This window comes from Bradyrhizobium sp. USDA 4503 (genome assembly GCF_054055815.1).
In genome coordinates, this window is sequence record NZ_JBSRXS010000001.1 from 5,182,259 (window position 1) to 5,202,328 (window position 20,070).

Consider the following 20,070-nt stretch of genomic DNA (forward strand, 5'->3'; position numbering starts at 1 on the left):
CGGGACCGCGCCAAGCCGATCCAGCCAAAACTCAACCCGCTCCAGTCGGACAATCCGCCCTCTTTGTCGTCACAGCTGACGTGGTAAGGTCCACGCCAGGTCGACGACGGATGGTGCGTAATGTTCGAAGGCTGGGATGCGGTCGTACTCGCCCGCGCGCAATTCGCTTTCACGATGTCGTTCCACATCGTGTTTCCCGCATTCTCGATCGGGCTTGCGAGCTATCTCGCGGTGCTGGAAGCGCTGTGGCTTGCCACCAGGCGCGAGGTCTACATCAACCTGTTCAATTACTGGCTGAAGATCTTCGCGGTCGCGTTCGGCATGGGCGTGGTCTCGGGCATCGTGATGTCCTACCAGTTCGGCACCAACTGGTCGTCCTTTGCCGACAAGACCGGGCCGGTGATCGGCCCGATGATGGCCTATGAGGTGCTGACCGCATTCTTCCTGGAAGCCGGCTTCCTCGGCGTGATGCTGTTCGGGCTCGAGCGCGTCGGCCCCAGGCTGCACTTCGTGGCGACGTTGATGGTCGCGATCGGCACGCTGATCTCGGCGTTCTGGATTCTGTCGGCCAATTCCTGGATGCAGACGCCGACCGGCCACGCCGTGAACGCCGACGGCCAGTTCGTCGCCGCCGACTGGCTCAAGGTGATCTTCAATCCGTCGTTCCCCTATCGCCTCGTGCACATGGTGCTGGCGGCGTACCTTACCACCTCGCTCGTGGTCGGCGCGGTCGGCGCCTGGCATCTGCTGCGCGACCAGCATCTGGCGGGAGCGCGCGTGATGTTCTCGATGGCGATGTGGATGGCGACCCTGGTGGCGCCGATCCAGATCCTCGCCGGCGACCAGCACGGCCTCAACACGCTGGAGCACCAGCCCGCCAAGGTGATGGCGATGGAAGGCCATTACCAGAGCCACAAGGACGGCGCGCCGCTGATCCTGTTCGGCTGGCCCGACCAGCGTGAGGCGAAGGTGAAGTATGCGATCGAGGTGCCGAAACTGTCGTCGCTGATCCTGAAGCATTCGCTCGACGCGCCGCTGGCCGGCCTCGACACCGTGCCGCGCGAGAACTGGCCGCCGGTGCCGATCACCTTCTGGTCGTTCCGCATCATGGTCGGCCTCGGCTTCCTGATCATGGGGCTCGGCCTGCTCAGCCTTTTGATGCGCTGGCGGGGGATGATGTACCAGTCGTCGCTGCTGCATCGCTTCGCCGTGCTGATGGGCCCCGCCGGCTTCATCGCGGTGCTCGCGGGCTGGATCACCACGGAGACCGGGCGGCAACCGTTTACGGTCTACGGGCTGCTGCGGACCGCCGATTCGGCGTCGCCGCTGGCGGCGCCCGCGGTGGGCTCGTCGCTGATCGCCTTCATCATCGTCTATTTCGCCGTGTTCACCGCGGGCGTGATCTACATCCTGCGGCTGATGGCGCAGCCGCCGCATCCCGGCGAGCAAGGCCCGACGAAGGATCTTCCGGCCCGCGCGGCCGGCATCACGCCGGCGGCGGGCGCAGCCGTGGAGGGCGCGCGATGATCGATCTCGCCACGATCTGGGCCTTCATCATCGCCTTTGCCGTGTTCGTCTATGTCGTGATGGACGGCTTCGATCTCGGCCTCGGCATCCTGTTCCCACTGTTTCCGCAAAAGACCGACCGCGACGTCATCATGAACACGGTGGCGCCGGTGTGGGACGGCAACGAGACCTGGCTGGTGCTCGGCGGCGGCGGCATGATGGCGGCGTTTCCGCTGGCCTATGCGGTGCTGATGCCGGCGCTCTACACGCCGATGATCGCGATGCTGCTCGGCCTCGTGTTCCGCGGCGTCGCCTTCGAATTCCGCTGGCGGACCCAGAAGGCGCGCAACAAATGGGATATCGCTTTCGCCGGCGGCTCGCTGCTTGCGACACTGGCGCAGGGGATCGCGCTCGGCGCCATCCTGCAGGGCATCCATGTCGAGGGCCGCCAATACGCCGGCGGCTGGTGGGATTGGCTGACGCCGTTCAGCGTCCTGACCGGGTTCGCGCTGGTGATCGGCTACGCGCTGCTCGGCGCGACCTGGCTGGTGATGAAGACCGAGGGCGAGTTGCGCGACCGCGCCTATCATCTGAGCTGGATGTTGTTGGTCGCGATGCTGGGCGCAATCGGCGCCGTCAGCATCGCGACGCCTTTCCTCAGCGTGCAGTACACCCAGCGCTGGTTCGCCTGGCCCAACATCATCCTCACCGCGCCGGTGCCGATCGCGGTCGCCGCCGTCACCGCACTGCTGCTGCGCGCGCTGAGCAACAAGAACGACCACCAGCCGTTCTTCCTGACGCTCGGGCTGTTCTCGCTGTCCTATGCCGGACTCGGCATCAGCATGTATCCGTACATCGTGCCGCAGAGCATCACGATCTGGCAGGCGGCGGCACCGACCAACAGCCAGGTCTTCATGCTGGTCGGAGTCTCGATCCTGGTGCCGCTGATCCTCGGCTACACCGCCTGGGCCTATTGGGTGTTCCGCGGCAAGGTGCGCCCCGGCCACGGATACCACTGATGCCCGAGGGCTCGAATCAGCGGCCGCTCGGTCAGCGCCTGCTGTGGTTCGCAGCGCTGTGGCTCGGCGGCGTCGGCACCGTGGCGCTGATCTCGTTCGCCTTGCGACTCTGGATCGCGCCGAAATGAGGCGGCCCGCGCAACGTGCCGCGACAATCAATGACAAAAAACAGAAGCATTACAGGGATATACCTGTGGTGCGGCCCTAAGCTTGCCATCAAGCTGCCGCTGAGATTTGATGCTGCCTGATTTGCGGGTGGAGCAACCATTTGGCCGCGTGCCAACGAGGAGAGCTTTCAATGACGAAGTTTCGTCACCTGGTCTGGATGTTGATCGCGACGGGCGCGCTCGTGCTGTCGACGTCGCAGGGTTTCGCCCAAAACCGCCCGGACGCCGACGAGCCCGGCCTTGTTGCTGACGACGGCTACGAGCTCGACCCGGAATGGCAGAAGCAGGTCGTATATTACCGGACCAGTGAGGCGCCGGGCACCATCATCGTCGCGACCGCCGAGCGCCATCTTTATTTGGTGCAGGGTAATGGCCGCGCGCTCCGCTACGGTATCGGCGTCGGCCGCGAAGGCTTTCAATGGCAGGGCCTGGTGAGCATCACCCGCAAGGCCGAGTGGCCGGACTGGGTGCCGCCGCCGGAAATGATCGCACGCCAGCCCTATCTGCCGCGCTTCATGGCGGGCGGCCCGGGCAATCCGCTCGGCGCACGCGCGATGTATCTCGGCACCACGGTCTACCGCATCCACGGCACCAACCGGCCCGACACCATCGGCACCGCCGTTTCCTCCGGCTGCTTCCGCCTGGTCAACAACGACGTCGCCGATCTCTACAACCGCGTTCCGGTCGGCACCAAGGTGATCATCCGGCAGAAGCCCGAACTCTGATCTCTACCCGCCTTCGATATCCGCCCTGATTTCCCCGATCCTTCGCGAGAGAGAACCCATGCGTACATTTCGAGGCGGCCTGACGATCGGGCTCGCGATCGCCGCGCTGGTTGCGGCCGCCGCCATCACCTATGAGCGTTACGACACCCGCACGCTGAAGCGCACCGTCCGCCGCGGCGACGTGCTGTGCGGCGTCAACAAGGGCCTGCCGGGCTTCTCGATCCCGGACGACAAGGGTAACTGGACCGGCTTCGACGTCGACTTCTGCCGCGCGGTCGCGTCGGCGATCTTCGACGACCCGTCGAAGGCGAAGTTCGTTCCGCTCGACGCCAGCGAGCGTTTCAAGGAGCTGCAGAACCGCAAGGTCGACATCCTCTCGCGCAACTCCACCTGGAGCATGTCGCGCGAGACCAATTACGACCTCTATTTCCCCGCGGTCGCCTATTATGACGGCCAGGGCTTCATGCTGCCACGCTCGCGCAACATCGATTCCGCGCTCGACCTGAACGGCAGCAAGGTCTGCGTGCAGGCCAACACCACGACGCAGCTCAATCTCGCCGACTATTTCCGTGCCAACAACATGAAGTACACGGAGATGAAGTTCGACAAGCTGGACGACGTCGTGAACGCCTACAACTCCGGCCAGTGCGATACGCTAACATCGGACGCCTCGCAGCTCTATGCGCTGCGGCTCAACCTCGCCAAGCCGAGCGACCACACGATCCTCGCCGACATCATCTCCAAGGAGCCGCTGGCGCCGGTGGTGCGCTTGCGCGACGACGACTGGATGATGATCGTGAAGTGGACGCTGTACGCCATGATCAACGCCGAAGAGCTCGGCATCACCTCGAAGAACATCGACGAGGCGCTGAAGTCGAAGAAGCCGGAGGTGATGCGGCTGGTCGGCACCGAGGGCAGCTATGGCGAGGATCTCGGTCTGACCAAGGACTGGGCGGTGCGCATCATCCGCCATGTCGGCAATTACGGCGAGGTCTACGACCGCAACGTCGGCGCCGACTCCAAGCTGAAGATCCCGCGCGGCATGAACCAGCTCTGGAACGCCGGCGGCGTCCAGTACGCGCCGCCGATCCGGTAGACTCTCCATCGTCATTGCGAGCGAAGCGAAGCAATCCATTTCGCCACAAGTGGAGAGATGGATTGCTTCGCTTCGCTCGCAATGACGAGCCTATGCCAAGCCGCCCTCACCGCTGTCATCACCCGCGCGAAAGCGGGTGATCCAGTACGCCGCGGCTTCTCGGCTCAAGCGCCGACGTCTCTGGAATACTGGAACGCCCGGTCCCGTCTACGCCAAGGCTTCGACGAGGCTTTCGCTTTCAGGCGCGCCGAAGCTTGAGCGAAGGCGGCGAGCCGGGCGATGACAGCGTGTTGCGTAGCAACAATGACGCGGCGAAGATCAATACCCCTTGCCGCTCGCCAGCTGGTCGGTGTGGAAGTTGCTGTCGCCGAACAGCTCCTGGCAGACGCGGGCGCGCTTCATGAAGAAGCCGATGTCGAACTGGTCGGTCATGCCCATGCCGCCATGCATCTGCACGCCCTCCTGCACGGCCAGCGTCGCAGTGGTGCCGGCGCGGGCCTTTGCCACCGCGACCGCGGTGGCCGCCTTGTCGATGTCCGTGTCGAGCGCCTGCAGCGCCTTCAACACAGCGGCGCGCGTAATCTCGATATCGATGTAGAGCTGCGCGGCACGGTGCTGCAGCGCCTGGAATTCGCCGATCGCCTTGCCGAACTGCTTGCGCTCCTTCAGATAGGCCACGGTGCGGCCGAACACCTCGTCGGAGAGGCCGACCATTTCGGACGCCACCGCGCCGCGGCCGATATTGAGCACGCCCTCGAGCAACCCAAAGCCCTGATCGACTTCGCCGAGCACGCTGTCGGCGTTGACCTCGACATTGTCGAACACGATGCGCGCCGCGTTGTGCGAATCGACCATCGCGGTGCGCTCGACCGCGAGCCCCTTCGCCTTCGGATCGACCAGGAACAGCGTCAGCCCGTTCTTGTCGCCGGCGCTGCCGGCCGTGCGCGCCGCGACGATCAGGAGGTCGGCGGTGTGGCCGTCGAGCACGAAGGCCTTGTCGCCCGACAGCTTGAAGCCGTTGCCGGAGCGCGTGGCCTGCAACTTGGTCTGCAGCGGGCGATGCTTGGCGCCCTCATCGATCGCGAGCGCCGCCAGCAGCGAGCCGTCGGCGATCTTCGGCAGATGCTGCGCCTTCTGCGCCTCGCTGCCGCCGCGCGACAGCGCCGAGGCGGCGAGCACCGAGGTCGCGAGGAACGGCGACGGCATCAAGGTGCGGCCGATCTCCTCCATGACGATGCCGGCCTCGACGCAGCCGAGCCCGCTACCGCCGAACTGGTCCGGCACCAGGAGGCCGGAGAAGCCCATCTCCGCAAATGTCTTCCAGAGCTCGCGCGAGAAGCCGGTGGCATCCTTGGCATCGCGCAGACCGCGCAGATGCGCCACCGGCGCCTTGTCGCTGATAAGGCCGCGCGCACTGTCGCGCAGCATGGATTGTTCTTCGGTGAGGACGAGGGCCATAGGAAATCCGATCTAACGTTCTAAGCAACGGTCTGAGTTCGTCATTCCGGGGCGATGCGAGAGCATCGAACCCGGAATCTCGAGGTTCCACAATGCGCAACTGCGCATTAGGGTTCGCCGCTTCGCGACGCCCCGGAACGACGGTGCAGCGATCACGCGCCCGGCAAATCGAGGATGCGCTTGGCGACGATGCCGAGCATCACCTCCGAGGTGCCGCCCTCGATCGAATTGGCCTTGGTGCGCAGCCAGGCGCGCGGGCGGGCGCCGCCTTTGGAGCGGTCGCTCTCCCATTCCAGCGCATCGATGCCGCCGGCCGACATCAGGATCTCATAGCGGCGCTTGTTGAGCTCGGTGCCGTAATATTTCATCGCCGAGGAGAACGCCGGATGCGATTGCCCGGCCTTGGCGAGATCGACCGCGCGCTCGGCGGCGGCAGCGAGCGCGGCCTCGTCGACCTCGAAGCTCGCGATCTGGCTGCGCAGCTGCGCGTCATCGAGCTTGCCCTGCGCGTCCGCACCGACCGAGTCGGCGGCGATCTGGCCGAGCGGACGACCGACGCCGCGCTCGCCCATGCCGGAGATCATCGCGCGCTCGTGCTGCAGCAGATATTTCGCGACATCCCAGCCGCGATTGACTGATCCGACGACATGCGACTTCGGCACGCGAACATTGTCAAAGAAGGTTTCGCAGAACGGCGAATAGCCCGAGATCAGGAGGATCGGCTTGGTCGACACGCCCTTCGAGGTCATGTCGAACAGGATGAAGCTGATGCCGTCATGCTTCTTCGCCGCCGGATCGGTGCGCACCAGGCAGAAGATCCAGTCGGCGTAGTTGGCGTAGGACGTCCAGATCTTCTGGCCGTTGATGATGTAATCGTCGCCGTCGCCGACCGCGCGGGTCTGCAGCGAGGCGAGGTCGGAGCCGGCATTCGGCTCGGAATAGCCCTGGCACCAGCGGATCAGGCCCGCGGTGATCTTCGGCAGATGCTCCTTCTTCTGCTCCTCGGTGCCGTATTTCAGCAGCGCCGGTCCCAGCATGGAGATGCCGAACGAGGTCAGCGGCTGACGCGCGCCGATCGCAGCCATCTCCTGGCGCACGATCTTGGCCTCCTCGCCGTCGAGGCCTCCGCCGCCATATTCCTTCGGCCAATGCGGCACGGTCCAGCCCTTGTCGCACATCCGCTCGAACCAGACGCGCTGCGCCTCGGACGAGAATTTCGTGTTACGGCCACCCCAGAAGGTGTCGCCATCCGAGGTCATCGGCTTGCGCATCTCCGCCGGGCAATTCTGCTCCAGCCAGGCGCGGGTCTCCGCGCGGAATTTCTCGAGGTCGGCCATGGTGCGTTTCCAGTCAAAAAATCGTCGAATTGGATTCGACCTTAGACCTACGCAGCCGCCGAATTCAATATGCCTCGCGGCCGCGCCATGCTCTGGCGTCGCTACTCACTGCGCGCGATCGGGTGTATCGCCGAGATGGGGTAACGCTTGAAAAACAAGAGGAAACGGACATGCGGCTGAAGCTGCTTTCGCCTAGCGAAATGAACGCCGCCCAGAAAGAAACCTACGACGAGTCGATCGCCGGCAAGCGCGGCGCGCCACCGGCGCCGATGATGGCCTGGCTGAACAGCCCGGAGATGGCACGGCATGCGACGCGGCTCGGCGAGGTGCTGCGCTTCGACACGATCTTTTCCCCAAAGCTGTCGGAGATCGCGATCCTCGTCACCGCGCGGCACTGGACCGCGCATTACGAATGGTATGCCCACAAGCGCCTGGCGCTGAAGGGCGGCCTCGACCCGAAGATCATCGAGGACATTCGCGTGCGCCGGACGCCGACGTTCGACGATCCCAAGGCCAGGGTGATCTACGACGTCGCCAAGGCGCTGCACGAAGGTCACGGCCTGCCGAAGGCACTGTATGACGAGGCGGTCGAGGTGCTGAGCCAGCGCGGCCTGGTCGAGGTGATCGGCCTCTGCGGCTACTACACCATGGTGTCGATGACGCTGAACACGTTCGAGTTCCAGCTGCCCGGCGGCGAGCTGTCGGAGCTCTGCTAGACGCCGGCGGACCGTGGCGCCTTTCTAAAACCTTGCGTTTCCGGATCGAACGCTCCGGCGTCGGCAAATCCGGACTATATCAGGTGGCGAAACCTCGCCCCTGATGGCAGGGGCATTGACGTCAACGGAGTCCGCTCATGCCAGAGAATCCCCCCATCATCGCGGGCACCCGGATCGGGCATGTCCATCTCAAGGTGGCCGATCTCGAGCGCGCGCTCGGCTTCTATTGCGGCGTGCTCGGCTTCGAGCTGCAGCAGCGCCTGGGCGCGGACGCGGCCTTCATCTCGGCCGGCGGCTATCACCACCACATCGGCCTCAACACCTGGGAAAGCAAGGGCGGCCATCCGCCGCCGCCGGGCACCACGGGCCTGTTCCACACCGCCATCCTCTATCCCACCCGCCCGGCGCTCGCCGACGCGCTGCACCGGGTGCTGTCGGCCGGCATCGAGCTCGACGGCGCCAGCGACCACGGCGTCAGCCAGGCGCTGTACCTGCGCGATCCCGACGAGAACGGCGTCGAGCTCTATTGGGATCGCCCCGAGGCCGAATGGCCGCGCAGCGCGGACGGCAAGCTCGCGATGTTCACGCGACGGCTGGACCTGGACGACCTGCTGAAACAGCGTGCGACGTAATTCCGCAAGGCGATAATTTCGTAGCCCGGATGAAGCGCAGCGAAATCCGGGGTTCGCTCCATGAGGTAATACTGCTCCCGGATTACGCTTCGCTCCATCCGGGCTACGAGTGCTTTCCCCTTCCCCCTGAAAGGGGGAAGGTCGGGATGGGGGTTAGCCGCGGGCTCTGCTGCAAGTGGAGAGAGCAGATCCCCACCCGCTTTGCTCTGCGAGCAAAGCGACCTCCCCTTTCCAAGGGGAGGTGAAGAGGTAGCTCGGATGGAGCCAACGGGTCGCGCGAGCGCGCGCCCGATGACAGGCTCCGCGAAATCCGGGGTTGGCACCGTGGGGTGATACTGTTCCCGGATTGCGCTTCGCTCATCCGGGCTACGAGTTCAGGAACGGGTGCGCGAGCCAGCCGGCCGCATAAAGCGCCCAATCCCAAACACCGTGTGCGTCACGAGGCTCTGCAGCCGCGCCGCCCATGGATGGGGCGTACGGCTCGCGGCAATGCCGGCGCCCATCGCGGGCTGCATCACCAGGAGCGGCGCGGCCACGCTGCCGATCCCGACCATCAGAGCCGGAGCGATGGTGGGCTGCCGCGCCCAATCGAGGCCGAAGATCGCAAGCAGCACGCCGGCAAAGCCGATCCCGATCAGATAATGCGCGGTCCATCCGATGATCCGTTCGCCCACGACCTGTGGTGACGCGGCGATGCGGTCGTGGCGCAGGCGAGCGGATACGAGATGGCCGAGCCAGCGACCGACCAGGGCATAGTCCAGCGACGGGATGCCAAGCAGGCGCTTTCGAACCATCCCCCAGATGTCCATCACGACGGTCGCACCGATCCCGGTCAGCACCGCGCTCGCCACAAATTCCGCGGCTTCAACCATGCGCGGCCTCCGCCGGCGCTCGTGCCGCGACCATCCAGCACGCCGCGGTGAAGCGAATCTCGGTCCCGTGGATGTAGCGATCGAACGCACCGCGCACGGTCTCGATCACTCGCGTGCGGCGCGGCTCCTCCATCGCCTGCAGCATCGTCCCGACCGGGCCGAGCCAGCTCACATAGTGGGCCAGCTGTGATGCCGGAAAGCCGAGGGCGACATCGACCGGTTCGATCGCGATCGCGTCCCAGCCGCTATCCTCCAGGATAGTTTCGACCCGCTTCCGGTCGGCAAAGCCGAACTGCCCCGGCGCATCGGGACGCCGCGGCGGAAGATCCGGCAGCAACGGCTTCGCTGCCTGTTCCGCCGTCGTCATGAACGGGTTCTCGGCGGCGCCGCGCCAGGCGATGAAGCGGAGCGCAGCATCCGGCCGGGCCGCGCGGCGCAGATTGGCGAAAGCCTGCACCGGATCGGCAAAGAACATCACGCCGAGGCGCGAGATGATCATGTCGAAGCTCGCGGGCGCGAACGGATAGGTCTGCGCGTCGGCGCAGATGAAGCTGACCGGCCGCCCTTCCCGCTCCGCGCGGGCGCGCGCCGCCGCGATCATCGGCTCGGAAACGTCGATGCCGGTGCAATGCCCCTGCTGGCGGAGCAATTGGGCAACGGCGAACGTTGTGGCGCCCGTGCCGCAACCGATATCGAGCACCCGGCTTGCCGCGGCATCGGACACCGCCTGAACGAGCAGTTCTTCAAGCGGCCTGAACATCCCTTCCAGCACCTCGCGCGTCTCGACCCAGGCGCGGCCGGCGGCGCCGTTCCAGAGTTTGACCTGCTCGTCGTCGACTTGCGCTGCGACACCCATGATTCTCGTCCTTGTTGATGCTTGCCTTACGCAAGCGATAGGCTGGATACTGCCAGTTCAAGTGAACTTGAGGTCAAGGGCCATGCGGGACATCGATATCGCGGAGGTGGCGGAGCTATCGGGCGTGCGCGCCTCGACCTTGCGCTTCTACGAGGAGAAAGGTCTGATCGCCTCGCATGGCCGGCGCGGGTTGCGCCGCCTGTTCGATCCGGCGGTGCTGGACCGGCTGGCGCTGATCGCGCTCGGGCGCGCCTCCGGCTTCTCGCTCGACGAGATCGCAAGGATGTTCGCGCCCGATGGAAGACCGCGCATCGACCGGAAAATGCTTTCTGCCAAGGCCGACGAGCTCGACCGCACCATCCGCAGGCTCAACGCGATGCGCGACGGCCTGCGCCACGCCGCCGTCTGCCCGGCGCCGAGCCACATGGAATGCCCGACCTTCCGCCGCCTGCTGCGGGTCGCGGCGGCCGGCAAGATCGGCGAGAAGAAGGCGCGGAAGTCACGCCGCAAGTCGTAGAACGTAGCCCGGATGAGGGAAGCGATATCCGGGGACAGGTCTTTATTCCCCTTCCCCCTGAAAGGCAGGGGTGTCCGGGGAAATTCAGGCATAGCGGAGCTCCATCTGGTCAGGTGAGATGGTTGATTTCCGACGGCTGGGGTTGATGGGCGGAGGTTTGTCGATGGCAGCGAGGGATCGACGCGTGAGCAGGAGCTGGCCGACGAGTTCGGCGAACCTGAGCGGGAGCATTTTGATGCAGTTGGTGTGAGCGGCGATGCGCAGCAGCAGGTAGGCAATCATCGCAGCGAGCACCTGAAGGCGGATCGCGTTGTCGTTGGCGCCGAGGAACTTGCGAATATCGAGATGCTGCTTGATCCAGCGGAACAGCAGCTCGATTTGCCATCGGCTCTTGTAGAGGGCGGCGATCTCGACGGCGCTACGGGCAAGGTCGTTGGTCAGGAGTGTGATCTTGCCGCCTTTCTCGCGTCTGATCTTGATGCGGCGGAGCGGGATTGGAAGGCGCGAATCGCCCTTGCTGGTGAGCTTCACCTCGTCATCGGCAAGGATTTCGAAGCCATCCCCGTTACGCTTGCGGATGGCGCGATGCCTGAGCGAGCGAAGACGGATGCTCGTCTTCGCCCGGGTAACGAAGAAAGCCTTGCTATCATTGATCTTCTGCCACCAGTCGAAACGGCAATAGCCCTTGTCAAACACATAGGTGGTGGCGGGCTGGATTGGGGTCTGTCGGCCGATCTCGATGTCATTGACGTTCGCGGCCGTCATCTCGACGCAGGTCGGGACATCGCTCCTTGGGTCGTAGACGACATGCAGCTTCATGCCGCGGATGCGGCCGTTCCACGTCGCCCAACTGCAGACCTTGCCGAGCGGGATCGGACTGGCGTCGATCAGACGCACCATCTCCATGCCTTCACTCCGCAGCTGGCGACGCGCCATCGCCGACAGCGCCGCAAAGGTTTGCGCGAAAATGCCGATCGGACGGCGGGCATTGGCATCGGACAACGTCGAGCGCGACAGCTTGCCGGTTCCCAAGTGATAGTGATGCTGCGAATTGGCGTTGAAGCCAGTCACCACCCCGCGCAGACTGCTGTTGCCGCTAAGCTGGGCATAGATCAGCGCCACCAGATGATCCCAGCTCCTGAACGACTTGTCGTAGGCATCCCCGTCCAGACGATCCACAACCGTCTGAAACTGCCGTCGATTGATCGGTTCAAGCAGCCTTCCAAAAATGCTACCGCGATATCGCATGCTCGGCCCTCTGTGTCTCGACAACCAGAAAAGACCGATTTGCCTCGGTCCTGCCGAGCATGCACCGCGACACAGTGAATCATTCCCCGGACACCCCTGCCTGAAAGGGGGAAGGTCGGGATGGGGGTCAGCCGCAGGCGATGTTGCAAGCGGAGAGAGCAGATCCCCACCCGCTTTGCTCTGTGAGCAAAGCGACCTCCCCTTTTCAAGGGAGGTGGAAAGCTACTTCCCTTTCGCCATGATCGTCGCCGCCGCGATCAGCTCCAGGCCAATGCAGCCGTAGAACGGCAGCGAATAGCTGCCCGAGAGATCGCGCAGCAGCCCGACCACGCCGGGGCCGAAGGCGTAGGTGATCTGGTTGATCGCGGTGATCAGGCTGACCAGCACGCCGAACGCACGCGGATCGAACTCGCGCTGCACGATCAGCGCCGGCAGCGTGATCAGATTGCCGACCGAGAAGCCGAACAGCGCGCAGGCGGCGATCTGCGCCACGTCATTGTGCACATTGATGATGACGGCGAGCGCGACCGCCTGGCTGATAAAAGACAGCGCCGATGCCAGCCGCTGGTTGAGCCGGTCGATCACGAAGGAGAACGAGACGCGCCCGACCACGGCCATCGCGGTCAAGAGCGCCATCGCCACCGTCGCGCGCTCGCGGCCGATTACCTGATCGAGATAGGCGATCAGATGCACGATGAAGCCGACCTGGGCGAACAGCACCAGCGCGAAGGCAATCGAGACCGAGAGGAAGCGGATGTCGCGCAGCGCCCGGCTGCGCACCTGGGTCGCTGACGGCGCGTCGGCAGCGGCGGCCGTGACCGCGTGCAGATGCACCGGCGGTTGCCCGACGAAGATCAGGATGACAGGCACCATCACCACGATCAGCAGCCCCGCGGCCGCGATCATCGCGCCGGAGAAGCCGAACGTGCCGATCCCCGCCACCAGCAGCGGCACGCCGACGATGCCGCCGAAGCTCGCGCCGTTCAGCGCCAGGCTGATCGCCATGCCGCGTTTCTTGTCGAACCACAGGCCGAGCGTGTTGGTGATGATGCCGAGGCTGGTGCCGGCCCAGCCGAACGCCAGCAGCGCATCGGCGAGATAGAGCTGCCAGGGCTCGCGCACCTCGCCGATCGCAACCGCTGCGATCGCCATCGCAAAGGTGCCGGCGATCAGGCAGCTGCGCGCGCCGAACGCCTTGATCGCCTCGCTGACGAAGGCGACCAGCGCGGCGCCGAACAAATAGAAGAAGGTCGTGCCCGACGAGATCAGCGATGCCGGCCAACCGTGCAGCCGCTGCAGCTCGGCGACATAGACGCTCTGGCCGTAGAAGCCCAGTCCCCAGCCGAAGGTCGCGAGCAGGAAGCAGACGACGACGATGCGCCAGCCTTCGTAGCCAAGCGAGGATTCATCAGGCAGCGTGGCTGAGGATGCGTCCATTTCTTGCTTTTGCTTCTCACATCGTCATGGCCGGACCAACCCGATCCCATGATGTGAACAGCGTTGCAAGCGGATCATTTCGAAGCCGATCGAAGTGTCAGCAATTGGCAGCAGCATGGTCCGGAAAAGTGCGAAGCGGTTTTCCGAACAGACCATGGTCAAACGACAAGCTTTAGATGCTGGGATCCGGGATTTCTTCCACCGCGCGCAATTTCGCGCGTCGCTTGGCGAATGAAGCGAACGAAAGCACGGCAAGGCCGAGCAGCACAGGCGGGAACACCACCCAGTTGACGGCATTCCAGCCGTAATGCGCGAGCAGCTGGCCCGACGAGAACGAGCCGATCGCCATCATGCCGAACACGAGGAAATCGTTGAACGCCTGCACCTTGTTGCGCTCCTGCGGCCGGTGCGTTTCCAGCACCAGCGCGGAAGCGCCAACGAACGCAAAATTCCAGCCGATCCCGAGCACGAACAGCGTCGCCCAGAAGTGCGGCGCAGTGACGCCTGACAGTCCGATCATCGCGGCGACCGCCTCGAGCGCCAGCCCGAGCGCGACGATCACGGGCGCGCCGAACCGCGCGATCAGCGAGCCCGTGAAGAAGCTCGGGCCGTACATCGCAACGATGTGCCACTGAATGCCGAAATTGGAATCGCTGACCGACAGCCCGCACATCTTCATGGCGAGCGGCGCCGAGGTCATCACCAGATTCATCATCGGATAGGCGATCACGCCGCACAGCGCCGCGGCGATGAAGCGCGGCTGCTTTGCGATCTCGAGCAGCGGGCGGCCGCCATGCAGGTCCGCAGCCGCAGGTTTCGGCGCGTCGACGCCCGAGAGCACCGCCATCGCCACCAGCGCGACCAGCGCCTGCATCACGAAGGAGAACGCGAACAGATAGGGCGGCCAGATGTCCATGGTCCATTGCACGAGCTGCGGCCCGAGCACGCCGGCGAACACGCCGCCGGCCATCACCCAGGACACCGCCTTGGGCCGGAACGCGACACTGGCGCCATCGGCCGCGGCAAAGCGGTAGGACTGCGCGACGGCGCCGTAGAGCCCGCCGAGGAAGGTCGCGCCGCAGAACAGCCAGAACGATGAATGCAGGATCGCCCAGGCGCCGAGCGCGCCGGTGAGCGCGCCGCAGAAGGTGCCGATGATGAAGGCGACGCGCCTGCCATAGGCGCGCGAGATCGCGCCGGTCGGCAGCGTGCCGGCGGCAAGCCCGAGCACATACATCGAGAGCGGCACCGTCGCGAGCGAGACGTCGGGTGCCAGCGTCGCGCCGACGATCGAGCCGGTGGCGAAGATCACCGCCGAATTGGCGCCGGTCAGCGCCTGCGCCGCCGCAAGCCGCCACACATTGCTGCGCGCCCGCGCGTCGTCGCTCGCCTCATCCGCAGCCGTCACGTCAATCATCGGTGGTCCCGCCCCGAAGCCCCGGCGGGAGCCCCCAATCGGGCGCACTATGGAGAGCGGGTCGAGGCCGATCAACCGGCGCAAACGGACGTACGCCATGCAGGAGGCGCACGAGGGGATCGCTTGCTCTCACAGAGTGACGTCACAGCAGCCCGGCACTTCTATCAGTACCGTCATCCTGAGGAGCGCGTAGCGCGTCTCGAAGGATGCACGGCCAACAGCCGGACCGTCGACCCTTCGAGACGGCCGCTCTGCGGCCTCCTCAGGGTGACGGTGAGAGAGCTGCTCGATGATCGATCGCCTACCGCGCCGGCTTCTTGCCCATCCGCTTCTCGGCGCGCAGCGCGCCGGTCTTGTGCACCTTGGAGCGCGGCCCGACGAGGTGCGGCTTGTGAACGTGCCATTCAAGCGCAAGCGTCGCGGCGAAACCAAAAAAGCTCGAACGGCTCATGCCGAGTCCGGCGGCATGCTTGTCGATCCGTGCGATCAGGCTCTTCGGCAAATAGACGTTGACGCGCTCGGACGGGTCGGGCGGATCGACGCCGACCATGAAGAAGGCTGCAACGTCGGAGCCCTTCGGCAGCACGATGCGCTCGATCGGGGTCGGCTCCGGCAATGGCTTGCCTTGCTCGACCCAGCCGTCGACGGTTTGCGCCAGCGTTTGCTCGGCGCGCTCGATCGCGTCTTCCTGCGATCGTCCCGCGGCGACGCAGCCGGGAAAATCCGGAAACCACGCCCCGAACGCGCCGCGCGGACCGCGCTCCAGCACGGCCGGATAAAGCCGTCTCTTCATTCTGGCCTCCGTCGCCGCAGTATGCTATTTCACACACCTCGGTGTGTCAAATCACACAACACGCGACATCGTGGGAGCGCGCGGCAATGGACCCGCAAGCCGAACTCCGCATCGTCCGCGCGGCCTATGCCAAGCAGATCCTGGCCGCCGCCAACACCATCAATCCGCGGCTGACGGAGGCCTTCGCCGCCATTCGCCGCGAGGACTTCGTCGGCCCGGGACCATGGATGATGCTGCGCTGGTGGAGCCGCGACTATGCGCCGACGCCCGATGCCGACCCGGTCTATCTCTACACCAACGATCTCGTCGCCTTGCGACCCGAGCGACGTCTCAACAACGGCCAGCCCTCGCTGCATGCCTATCTCATGCACCAGGCCGCACCCACCGCCGGCGAGCACGTGGTGCATATCGGCACGGGCACGGGGTACTACACCGCGATCCTCGCGCATCTGGTCGGACCGTCCGGCCGCGTGACCGGCATCGAATACGATCCGGACCTTGCGGCAGACGCTCGCGCCAATCTCGCCGCTTGCGCAAATGTCGAGATCATCCAGGGCGACGGCACACAGGTCGCGTTCGAGTCCGCCGACGTGATCTATGTCAACGCCGGCTGCACCCGGCCTGTCGCGCGATGGCTCGACGGGCTCGCCGCCGGCGGCCGTCTGATCCTGCCGCTGACTTCGGATGAGGGATTCAAGGGCGGCGCGCCGGAGCAGGTGGCGCGATCCGGCGCCGTGTTCCGGATCCGGCGCGAGGAGGCAGCGTACCGGGCGGACTGGATATCACCGGTCGCGATCATTCCCTGCGACGGCGGCCGGGACGAGACGTCCGAAAAAACGCTCGCCGAAGCCTTCGCCCGCGGCGGCTGGCAGAAGGTGACGCAGCTCTATCGCGACGCCGGGATCCCCGATGAACGTTGCTGGCTGCGTGGGCCAGGCTGGTGCCTGGCTTACGATTGAGCGCGGCTACTTGCGGGCAAAGACCAAAATCATGTTGTTGGCCGGCATCTCGAAGCTGCCGGCGAGCTTGAGCCCGACGCGCTCCGCAAGCGTCTCGAGATCGGCGATATCGCGCACCCCCCACTCGGCGTCGCGCTCGCGCAGCGACGTGTCGAACACGGCATTGCTGAGCGCGGTGTGCTTGCCGCCGCGCTTGAACGGGCCGTAGAGCAACAGCCGGCCGTCGGCGCGCAGGTGCCGCGCGGCGCCGGCGAACAGGCCCTCGGCCACGCGCCACGGCGCGATGTGGATCACATTGGCGCAGAAGATCGCGAGCAGTTTGTCCGGACCTTTGCCGTCCGACGGCACCGGCGACCAAGCCGGGTCGGACAGATCAATCGGCTGCGGCGGCCGGATGTTCGGAAGGGCGGCATGCGCGCGCCAGGCCTCGATGCTGCGCAGGTGCGCCGCATGGAGGTCGCTCGGCCACCAAGTGATGTCGGGCGTCTGACCGGCGAAATAGACGACATGCTGGCCGGTGCCGCTGCCGGCTTCCAGCACATCGCCGGATTGGCCGGCGAGGTGATCTTTCAGAACTGCCCAGATCGGCTGATGGTTGCGATGGAACGCCGGCGCATCGAGCCGCCCGTCCGCCTCGACCGGCCGGCCGGCCTTGCCAAACTCCGCCACGAATTCCGCCACCGCGCTTCTCCCTACGCCTCAGCCACATCTCAACCGCACAAACATGACAGGCGGAAGGCGCAGGACATGCGCTCCAGTGCCGGACTGCCCCTGTGGCATTAACCCCGTCGCAACGCGCCTATTCTCCGTGTTGCCAGCCGATGGCCTTTGTGCTTTCCACGCTTTATATTGCGATGGGATCATCGAGATTGAAGCCCGGGAAACGTCCTTGATCGCCACTTTCTCCAAGCCAGCCTTCGTCCTGGCGCTGCTGGCGGGCACCGCCATGGCCGCGCCCGCGCAGGCCCAGTCCGCCGCCGAGGGACAAAAGCTCGCCTTCGACCGCGGCAAGGGCAATTGCCTGACCTGCCACGTCATCAGGGGCGGCGACCTGCCCGGCACGATCGGCCCCGAGCTGAGCGGCCTGAAGGCCAAATACAGCCGTGACGAGCTGATCGCGATCGTGACCGACGAAACCAGGCGCAATCCGCAGACGGTGATGCCGCCGTTCGGCCGAAACCGGATTTTGAGCGAGAAGGAAATCGACGCGGTGGTGGACTTCCTGCAGACGCTGTGACGCCGCGACCGTCGCTTGAGGAGATTTTTTTCGATGAACATCACGACCAGCGAATTTTTCAAAGCGCGCCGCATGGTGCTGAAGGGCGCCGGCGTCGCCGCGCTGATCGGCCTCGGGGTCATTCCGTTCGACGTGCCGCAGGCGCTCGCCGCCGCCAACGACAAATATCCCGAAGACGCATTCAAGCAGAAGAACGAGGCCGACGCGATCAAGGCGCTCTATGGCAAGACCGCCGAGCCGTCGGACAAGATCAAGATGGATGCGCCGGAGATCGCCGAGAACGGCGCGGTGGTGCCGATCTCCGCCACCACGACGCTGGCCGACGTCACCTCGATCTCGTTTCTGGTGAGCGAGAATCCGATCTCGCTGGTCGCCTCATACAGGATTCCGGCCGGCACGCTGCCGACCGTCTCCAACCGCATCAAGATGGCGAAGACCAGCAACGTCACCGCGATCGTCGAGGCCGGCGGCAAGCTCTACAGCGCCAAAAAGGAAATCAAGGTCACCGTCGGCGGCTGCGGCGGCTGAGTACGCATGATCCGGAAAAGTGGGAACCGGTTCTCCGACAAGATCATGCGCAAACAATAGGGATAATCAGATGGCATCGAGCATTCGCGTGCGCGCCACGTCAAACGGCGACACCACCGAGGTGCAGGCGCTGATCCAGCATCCGATGGATTCCGGCTTCGTCAAGGACGCCAAGGGCGAGATCATTCCGCCGCATTTCATCCAGCAGCTCACCTTCGAATATGACGGCAAGCCGGTGTTCGTCGCCGACTGGGGCGGCGGCGTCTCCAAGGACCCCTATGTCAAGTTCGCCTTCAAGGGCGGCAAGAAGGGCGACGATCTGAAGGTCAGCTGGGTCGACAACAAGGGCGCGACCGACACCGCCACGGCGAAGATTCAATGACGCGGCGCCTCGCAATCCGTGCAGCACTCGCGACGTTCGCGCTCGGCGTGCTGGCGCTCGCGCCGGCCGCGCGGGCGGCCGACACCGTCGATCCCGCCGCCGACAAGGCCGCGTTCCAGAAATTCTTCACCAGCAAATTCCCCAAGCTGAAGCTCGAGGATTTCGTCAACGGTCCCTATTCGATGAATGAGGACCTGCACAGGCAGTGGGAGGAGAAGGAGCAGTTTCCGCCCTACGAGTTCTCGCTCGAAGCCGGCAAGGAGATGTTCGCGACGCCGTTCAAGAACGGCAAGACCTACGCCGACTGCTTCCCGAACAAGGGCATCGGTATCCGCCAGAACTATCCCTATTTCGACGAGAAGGAAGGCAAGGTCGTCACGCTCGAGCTCGCGCTCAACCGCTGCCGCGAAGCCAATGGCGAGGCACCGTTCTCCTATCTGAAGGACGACATGGCCGCGCTCACCGCCTACATGGCCTTCACCTCGCGCGGCAAGCCGATGGACATCAAGATCCCGAACGATCCGCGCGCGCTCGAGGCCTATCAGAAGGGCAAGGAGTATTTCTACACCCGCCGCGGCCAGCTCAATTTCTCCTGCGCCACCTGCCACATCCAGAGCCCGGGCGAGCGGATCCGCGCCGAAGTGCTGGCGCCGGCGCTCGGCATCCTGAACGCGATGCCGATCTACCGCTCGGAATGGAGCGGCATGGGCACGACCAGCCGCCGCTTCACCACCTGCAACAGCCAGATCCGCGGCGTGCCGCTCAATCCGCAGGACGACGAGTACCGCAACCTCGAATACTATCTGTCCTATGTCAGCAACGGGCTGCCGATTTCGGGTCCGGGAGCACGGCCATGAGCGCGGCCATCAAAGCTGTCCTCGCAGCATCAGCCCTGCTGATCGCAGCGGCGACCGGCGCCCTCGCCGCCTCCGAGGCCGACTACAAGGCCGCCTACGCCGCCGCCGAAGCCGCCAACAAGGAGGCAGGCAGCCTGCGCAACCAGTGGACCACCACCGCCTCGACACTATCTGCCGCAAAAAAGGCCGGTGAGGCTGGTGATTTCGACACCGCCGTCGCCAAGGCCAAGGAGGCCGAGGCACTGGCAAAGGCCTCGATCTTCCAGGCCACCAGCGAAAAGGAACGCTGGAAGGACATGGAAGTTCGTTAA

The 20,070-nt window shown here is 65.0% G+C and carries 23 protein-coding genes; 14 read left to right on the forward strand and 9 right to left on the reverse strand.

Translation table 11 applies throughout. The annotated features are described in order from the left end of the window. The first annotated feature begins 120 nt into the window (after positions 1 to 120). The 5 genes from ACVMIH_RS24960 (at position 121) to ACVMIH_RS24980 (ending at position 4,513) form a co-directional block, all read left to right on the forward strand. On the forward strand, positions 121 to 1,527 hold the full coding sequence (locus tag ACVMIH_RS24960) for a cytochrome ubiquinol oxidase subunit I (protein ID WP_057018992.1): 1,407 nt from the start codon (positions 121 to 123) through the stop codon (positions 1,525 to 1,527). Next, the gene (gene cydB / locus ACVMIH_RS24965) at positions 1,524 to 2,525 is read left to right on the forward strand and encodes a cytochrome d ubiquinol oxidase subunit II (protein WP_456863731.1); all 1,002 of its coding nucleotides are present in this window, start codon (positions 1,524 to 1,526) and stop codon (positions 2,523 to 2,525) included. The genes ACVMIH_RS24960 and cydB overlap by 4 nt, the downstream gene beginning before the upstream one ends. Further along, positions 2,525 to 2,653 (forward strand): DUF2474 domain-containing protein, encoded by a 129-nt coding sequence (locus ACVMIH_RS24970; protein ID WP_156436394.1) that lies wholly within the window; start codon positions 2,525 to 2,527, stop codon positions 2,651 to 2,653. Before cydB ends, ACVMIH_RS24970 begins: the two co-directional genes overlap by 1 nt. A 170-nt stretch (positions 2,654 to 2,823) precedes the next feature. Beyond that, positions 2,824 to 3,417, forward strand: coding sequence for a L,D-transpeptidase (locus ACVMIH_RS24975; RefSeq protein ID WP_057018994.1), 594 nt, complete (start codon positions 2,824 to 2,826; stop codon positions 3,415 to 3,417). Between the two features lie 58 nt (positions 3,418 to 3,475). Next, positions 3,476 to 4,513 (forward strand): amino acid ABC transporter substrate-binding protein, encoded by a 1,038-nt coding sequence (locus ACVMIH_RS24980; protein WP_141339963.1) that lies wholly within the window; start codon positions 3,476 to 3,478, stop codon positions 4,511 to 4,513. A gap of 318 nt (positions 4,514 to 4,831) precedes the next feature. On the opposite strand, the gene ACVMIH_RS24985 is transcribed toward ACVMIH_RS24980, so the two are convergent. Both ACVMIH_RS24985 and ACVMIH_RS24990 read right to left on the reverse strand, forming a co-directional pair. Next, positions 4,832 to 5,971 carry an acyl-CoA dehydrogenase family protein gene (locus tag ACVMIH_RS24985; RefSeq protein WP_456782855.1) on the reverse strand — a complete coding sequence of 380 codons (1,140 nt, stop codon included), beginning with the start codon at positions 5,969 to 5,971 and terminating at the stop codon, positions 4,832 to 4,834. Positions 5,972 to 6,123: 152 nt separating this feature from the next. Beyond that, complete coding sequence (locus tag ACVMIH_RS24990) at positions 6,124 to 7,308, reverse strand: acyl-CoA dehydrogenase family protein (RefSeq protein WP_456854555.1); 1,185 nt, start codon at positions 7,306 to 7,308, stop codon at positions 6,124 to 6,126. A gap of 170 nt (positions 7,309 to 7,478) precedes the next feature. Here ACVMIH_RS24990 and ACVMIH_RS24995 point away from each other — a divergent pair, with 170 nt between their 5' ends. Both ACVMIH_RS24995 and ACVMIH_RS25000 read left to right on the forward strand, forming a co-directional pair. After that, positions 7,479 to 8,024, forward strand: a complete 546-nt coding sequence (locus tag ACVMIH_RS24995) for a carboxymuconolactone decarboxylase family protein (RefSeq protein WP_456782856.1) — start codon at positions 7,479 to 7,481, stop codon at positions 8,022 to 8,024. Positions 8,025 to 8,161: 137 nt separating this feature from the next. Continuing rightward, entirely contained in the window at positions 8,162 to 8,656 is a 495-nt protein-coding gene (locus ACVMIH_RS25000; RefSeq protein WP_057018998.1) for a VOC family protein, read from the forward strand. Positions 8,657 to 9,030: 374 nt separating this feature from the next. Here the strand turns inward: ACVMIH_RS25000 and ACVMIH_RS25005 are convergent, their stop codons facing one another. Continuing rightward, complete coding sequence (locus ACVMIH_RS25005) at positions 9,031 to 9,528, reverse strand: DUF2938 domain-containing protein (protein WP_456854553.1); 498 nt, start codon at positions 9,526 to 9,528, stop codon at positions 9,031 to 9,033. Then, a complete protein-coding gene (locus ACVMIH_RS25010; protein WP_456778590.1) occupies positions 9,521 to 10,384 on the reverse strand; it encodes a class I SAM-dependent methyltransferase in 864 nt (287 codons plus the stop codon). The genes ACVMIH_RS25005 and ACVMIH_RS25010 overlap by 8 nt, the downstream gene beginning before the upstream one ends. Before the next feature lie 82 nt (positions 10,385 to 10,466). Here ACVMIH_RS25010 and ACVMIH_RS25015 point away from each other — a divergent pair, with 82 nt between their 5' ends. Beyond that, on the forward strand, positions 10,467 to 10,901 hold the full coding sequence (locus ACVMIH_RS25015; protein ID WP_057019001.1) for a helix-turn-helix domain-containing protein: 435 nt from the start codon (positions 10,467 to 10,469) through the stop codon (positions 10,899 to 10,901). A gap of 84 nt (positions 10,902 to 10,985) precedes the next feature. On the opposite strand, the gene ACVMIH_RS25020 is transcribed toward ACVMIH_RS25015, so the two are convergent. The 4 genes from ACVMIH_RS25020 to ACVMIH_RS25035 all read right to left on the reverse strand — a co-directional run bounded on the left by ACVMIH_RS25020 (position 10,986) and on the right by ACVMIH_RS25035 (position 15,796). Beyond that, the gene (locus ACVMIH_RS25020) at positions 10,986 to 12,149 is read right to left on the reverse strand and encodes an IS4 family transposase (protein ID WP_057015126.1); all 1,164 of its coding nucleotides are present in this window, start codon (positions 12,147 to 12,149) and stop codon (positions 10,986 to 10,988) included. A gap of 222 nt (positions 12,150 to 12,371) precedes the next feature. After that, positions 12,372 to 13,586: an MFS transporter gene (locus tag ACVMIH_RS25025; RefSeq protein ID WP_057021242.1), complete on the reverse strand. Its 1,215-nt coding sequence runs from the start codon at positions 13,584 to 13,586 to the stop codon at positions 12,372 to 12,374. Between the two features lie 172 nt (positions 13,587 to 13,758). Continuing rightward, entirely contained in the window at positions 13,759 to 15,003 is a 1,245-nt protein-coding gene (locus ACVMIH_RS25030; RefSeq protein WP_456854549.1) for an MFS transporter, read from the reverse strand. Between the two features lie 301 nt (positions 15,004 to 15,304). After that, positions 15,305 to 15,796 carry a type II toxin-antitoxin system HicB family antitoxin gene (locus ACVMIH_RS25035; protein ID WP_057021241.1) on the reverse strand — a complete coding sequence of 164 codons (492 nt, stop codon included), beginning with the start codon at positions 15,794 to 15,796 and terminating at the stop codon, positions 15,305 to 15,307. Between the two features lie 86 nt (positions 15,797 to 15,882). Between ACVMIH_RS25035 and ACVMIH_RS25040 the strand changes: the two genes are divergently transcribed. Continuing rightward, positions 15,883 to 16,755, forward strand: a complete 873-nt coding sequence (locus tag ACVMIH_RS25040) for a protein-L-isoaspartate O-methyltransferase family protein (RefSeq protein ID WP_057021240.1) — start codon at positions 15,883 to 15,885, stop codon at positions 16,753 to 16,755. Between the two features lie 6 nt (positions 16,756 to 16,761). Here the strand turns inward: ACVMIH_RS25040 and ACVMIH_RS25045 are convergent, their stop codons facing one another. Further along, positions 16,762 to 17,436, reverse strand: coding sequence for a DUF938 domain-containing protein (locus ACVMIH_RS25045; RefSeq protein ID WP_456863734.1), 675 nt, complete (start codon positions 17,434 to 17,436; stop codon positions 16,762 to 16,764). 265 nt (positions 17,437 to 17,701) lie between these two features. Here ACVMIH_RS25045 and soxX point away from each other — a divergent pair, with 265 nt between their 5' ends. From soxX to ACVMIH_RS25070, 5 genes are all read left to right on the forward strand, one after another. Then, on the forward strand, positions 17,702 to 17,992 hold the full coding sequence (gene soxX, locus ACVMIH_RS25050; protein WP_316398565.1) for a sulfur oxidation c-type cytochrome SoxX: 291 nt from the start codon (positions 17,702 to 17,704) through the stop codon (positions 17,990 to 17,992). A gap of 33 nt (positions 17,993 to 18,025) precedes the next feature. Next, positions 18,026 to 18,520: a thiosulfate oxidation carrier protein SoxY gene (soxY, locus tag ACVMIH_RS25055; protein WP_057021237.1), complete on the forward strand. Its 495-nt coding sequence runs from the start codon at positions 18,026 to 18,028 to the stop codon at positions 18,518 to 18,520. A gap of 70 nt (positions 18,521 to 18,590) precedes the next feature. Then, a complete protein-coding gene (gene soxZ / locus ACVMIH_RS25060) occupies positions 18,591 to 18,902 on the forward strand; it encodes a thiosulfate oxidation carrier complex protein SoxZ (RefSeq protein WP_057021236.1) in 312 nt (103 codons plus the stop codon). After that, entirely contained in the window at positions 18,899 to 19,759 is an 861-nt protein-coding gene (gene soxA / locus ACVMIH_RS25065) for a sulfur oxidation c-type cytochrome SoxA (protein ID WP_316398551.1), read from the forward strand. The genes soxZ and soxA overlap by 4 nt, the downstream gene beginning before the upstream one ends. After that, positions 19,756 to 20,070: a hypothetical protein gene (locus ACVMIH_RS25070; RefSeq protein ID WP_456863737.1), complete on the forward strand. Its 315-nt coding sequence runs from the start codon at positions 19,756 to 19,758 to the stop codon at positions 20,068 to 20,070. The genes soxA and ACVMIH_RS25070 overlap by 4 nt, the downstream gene beginning before the upstream one ends.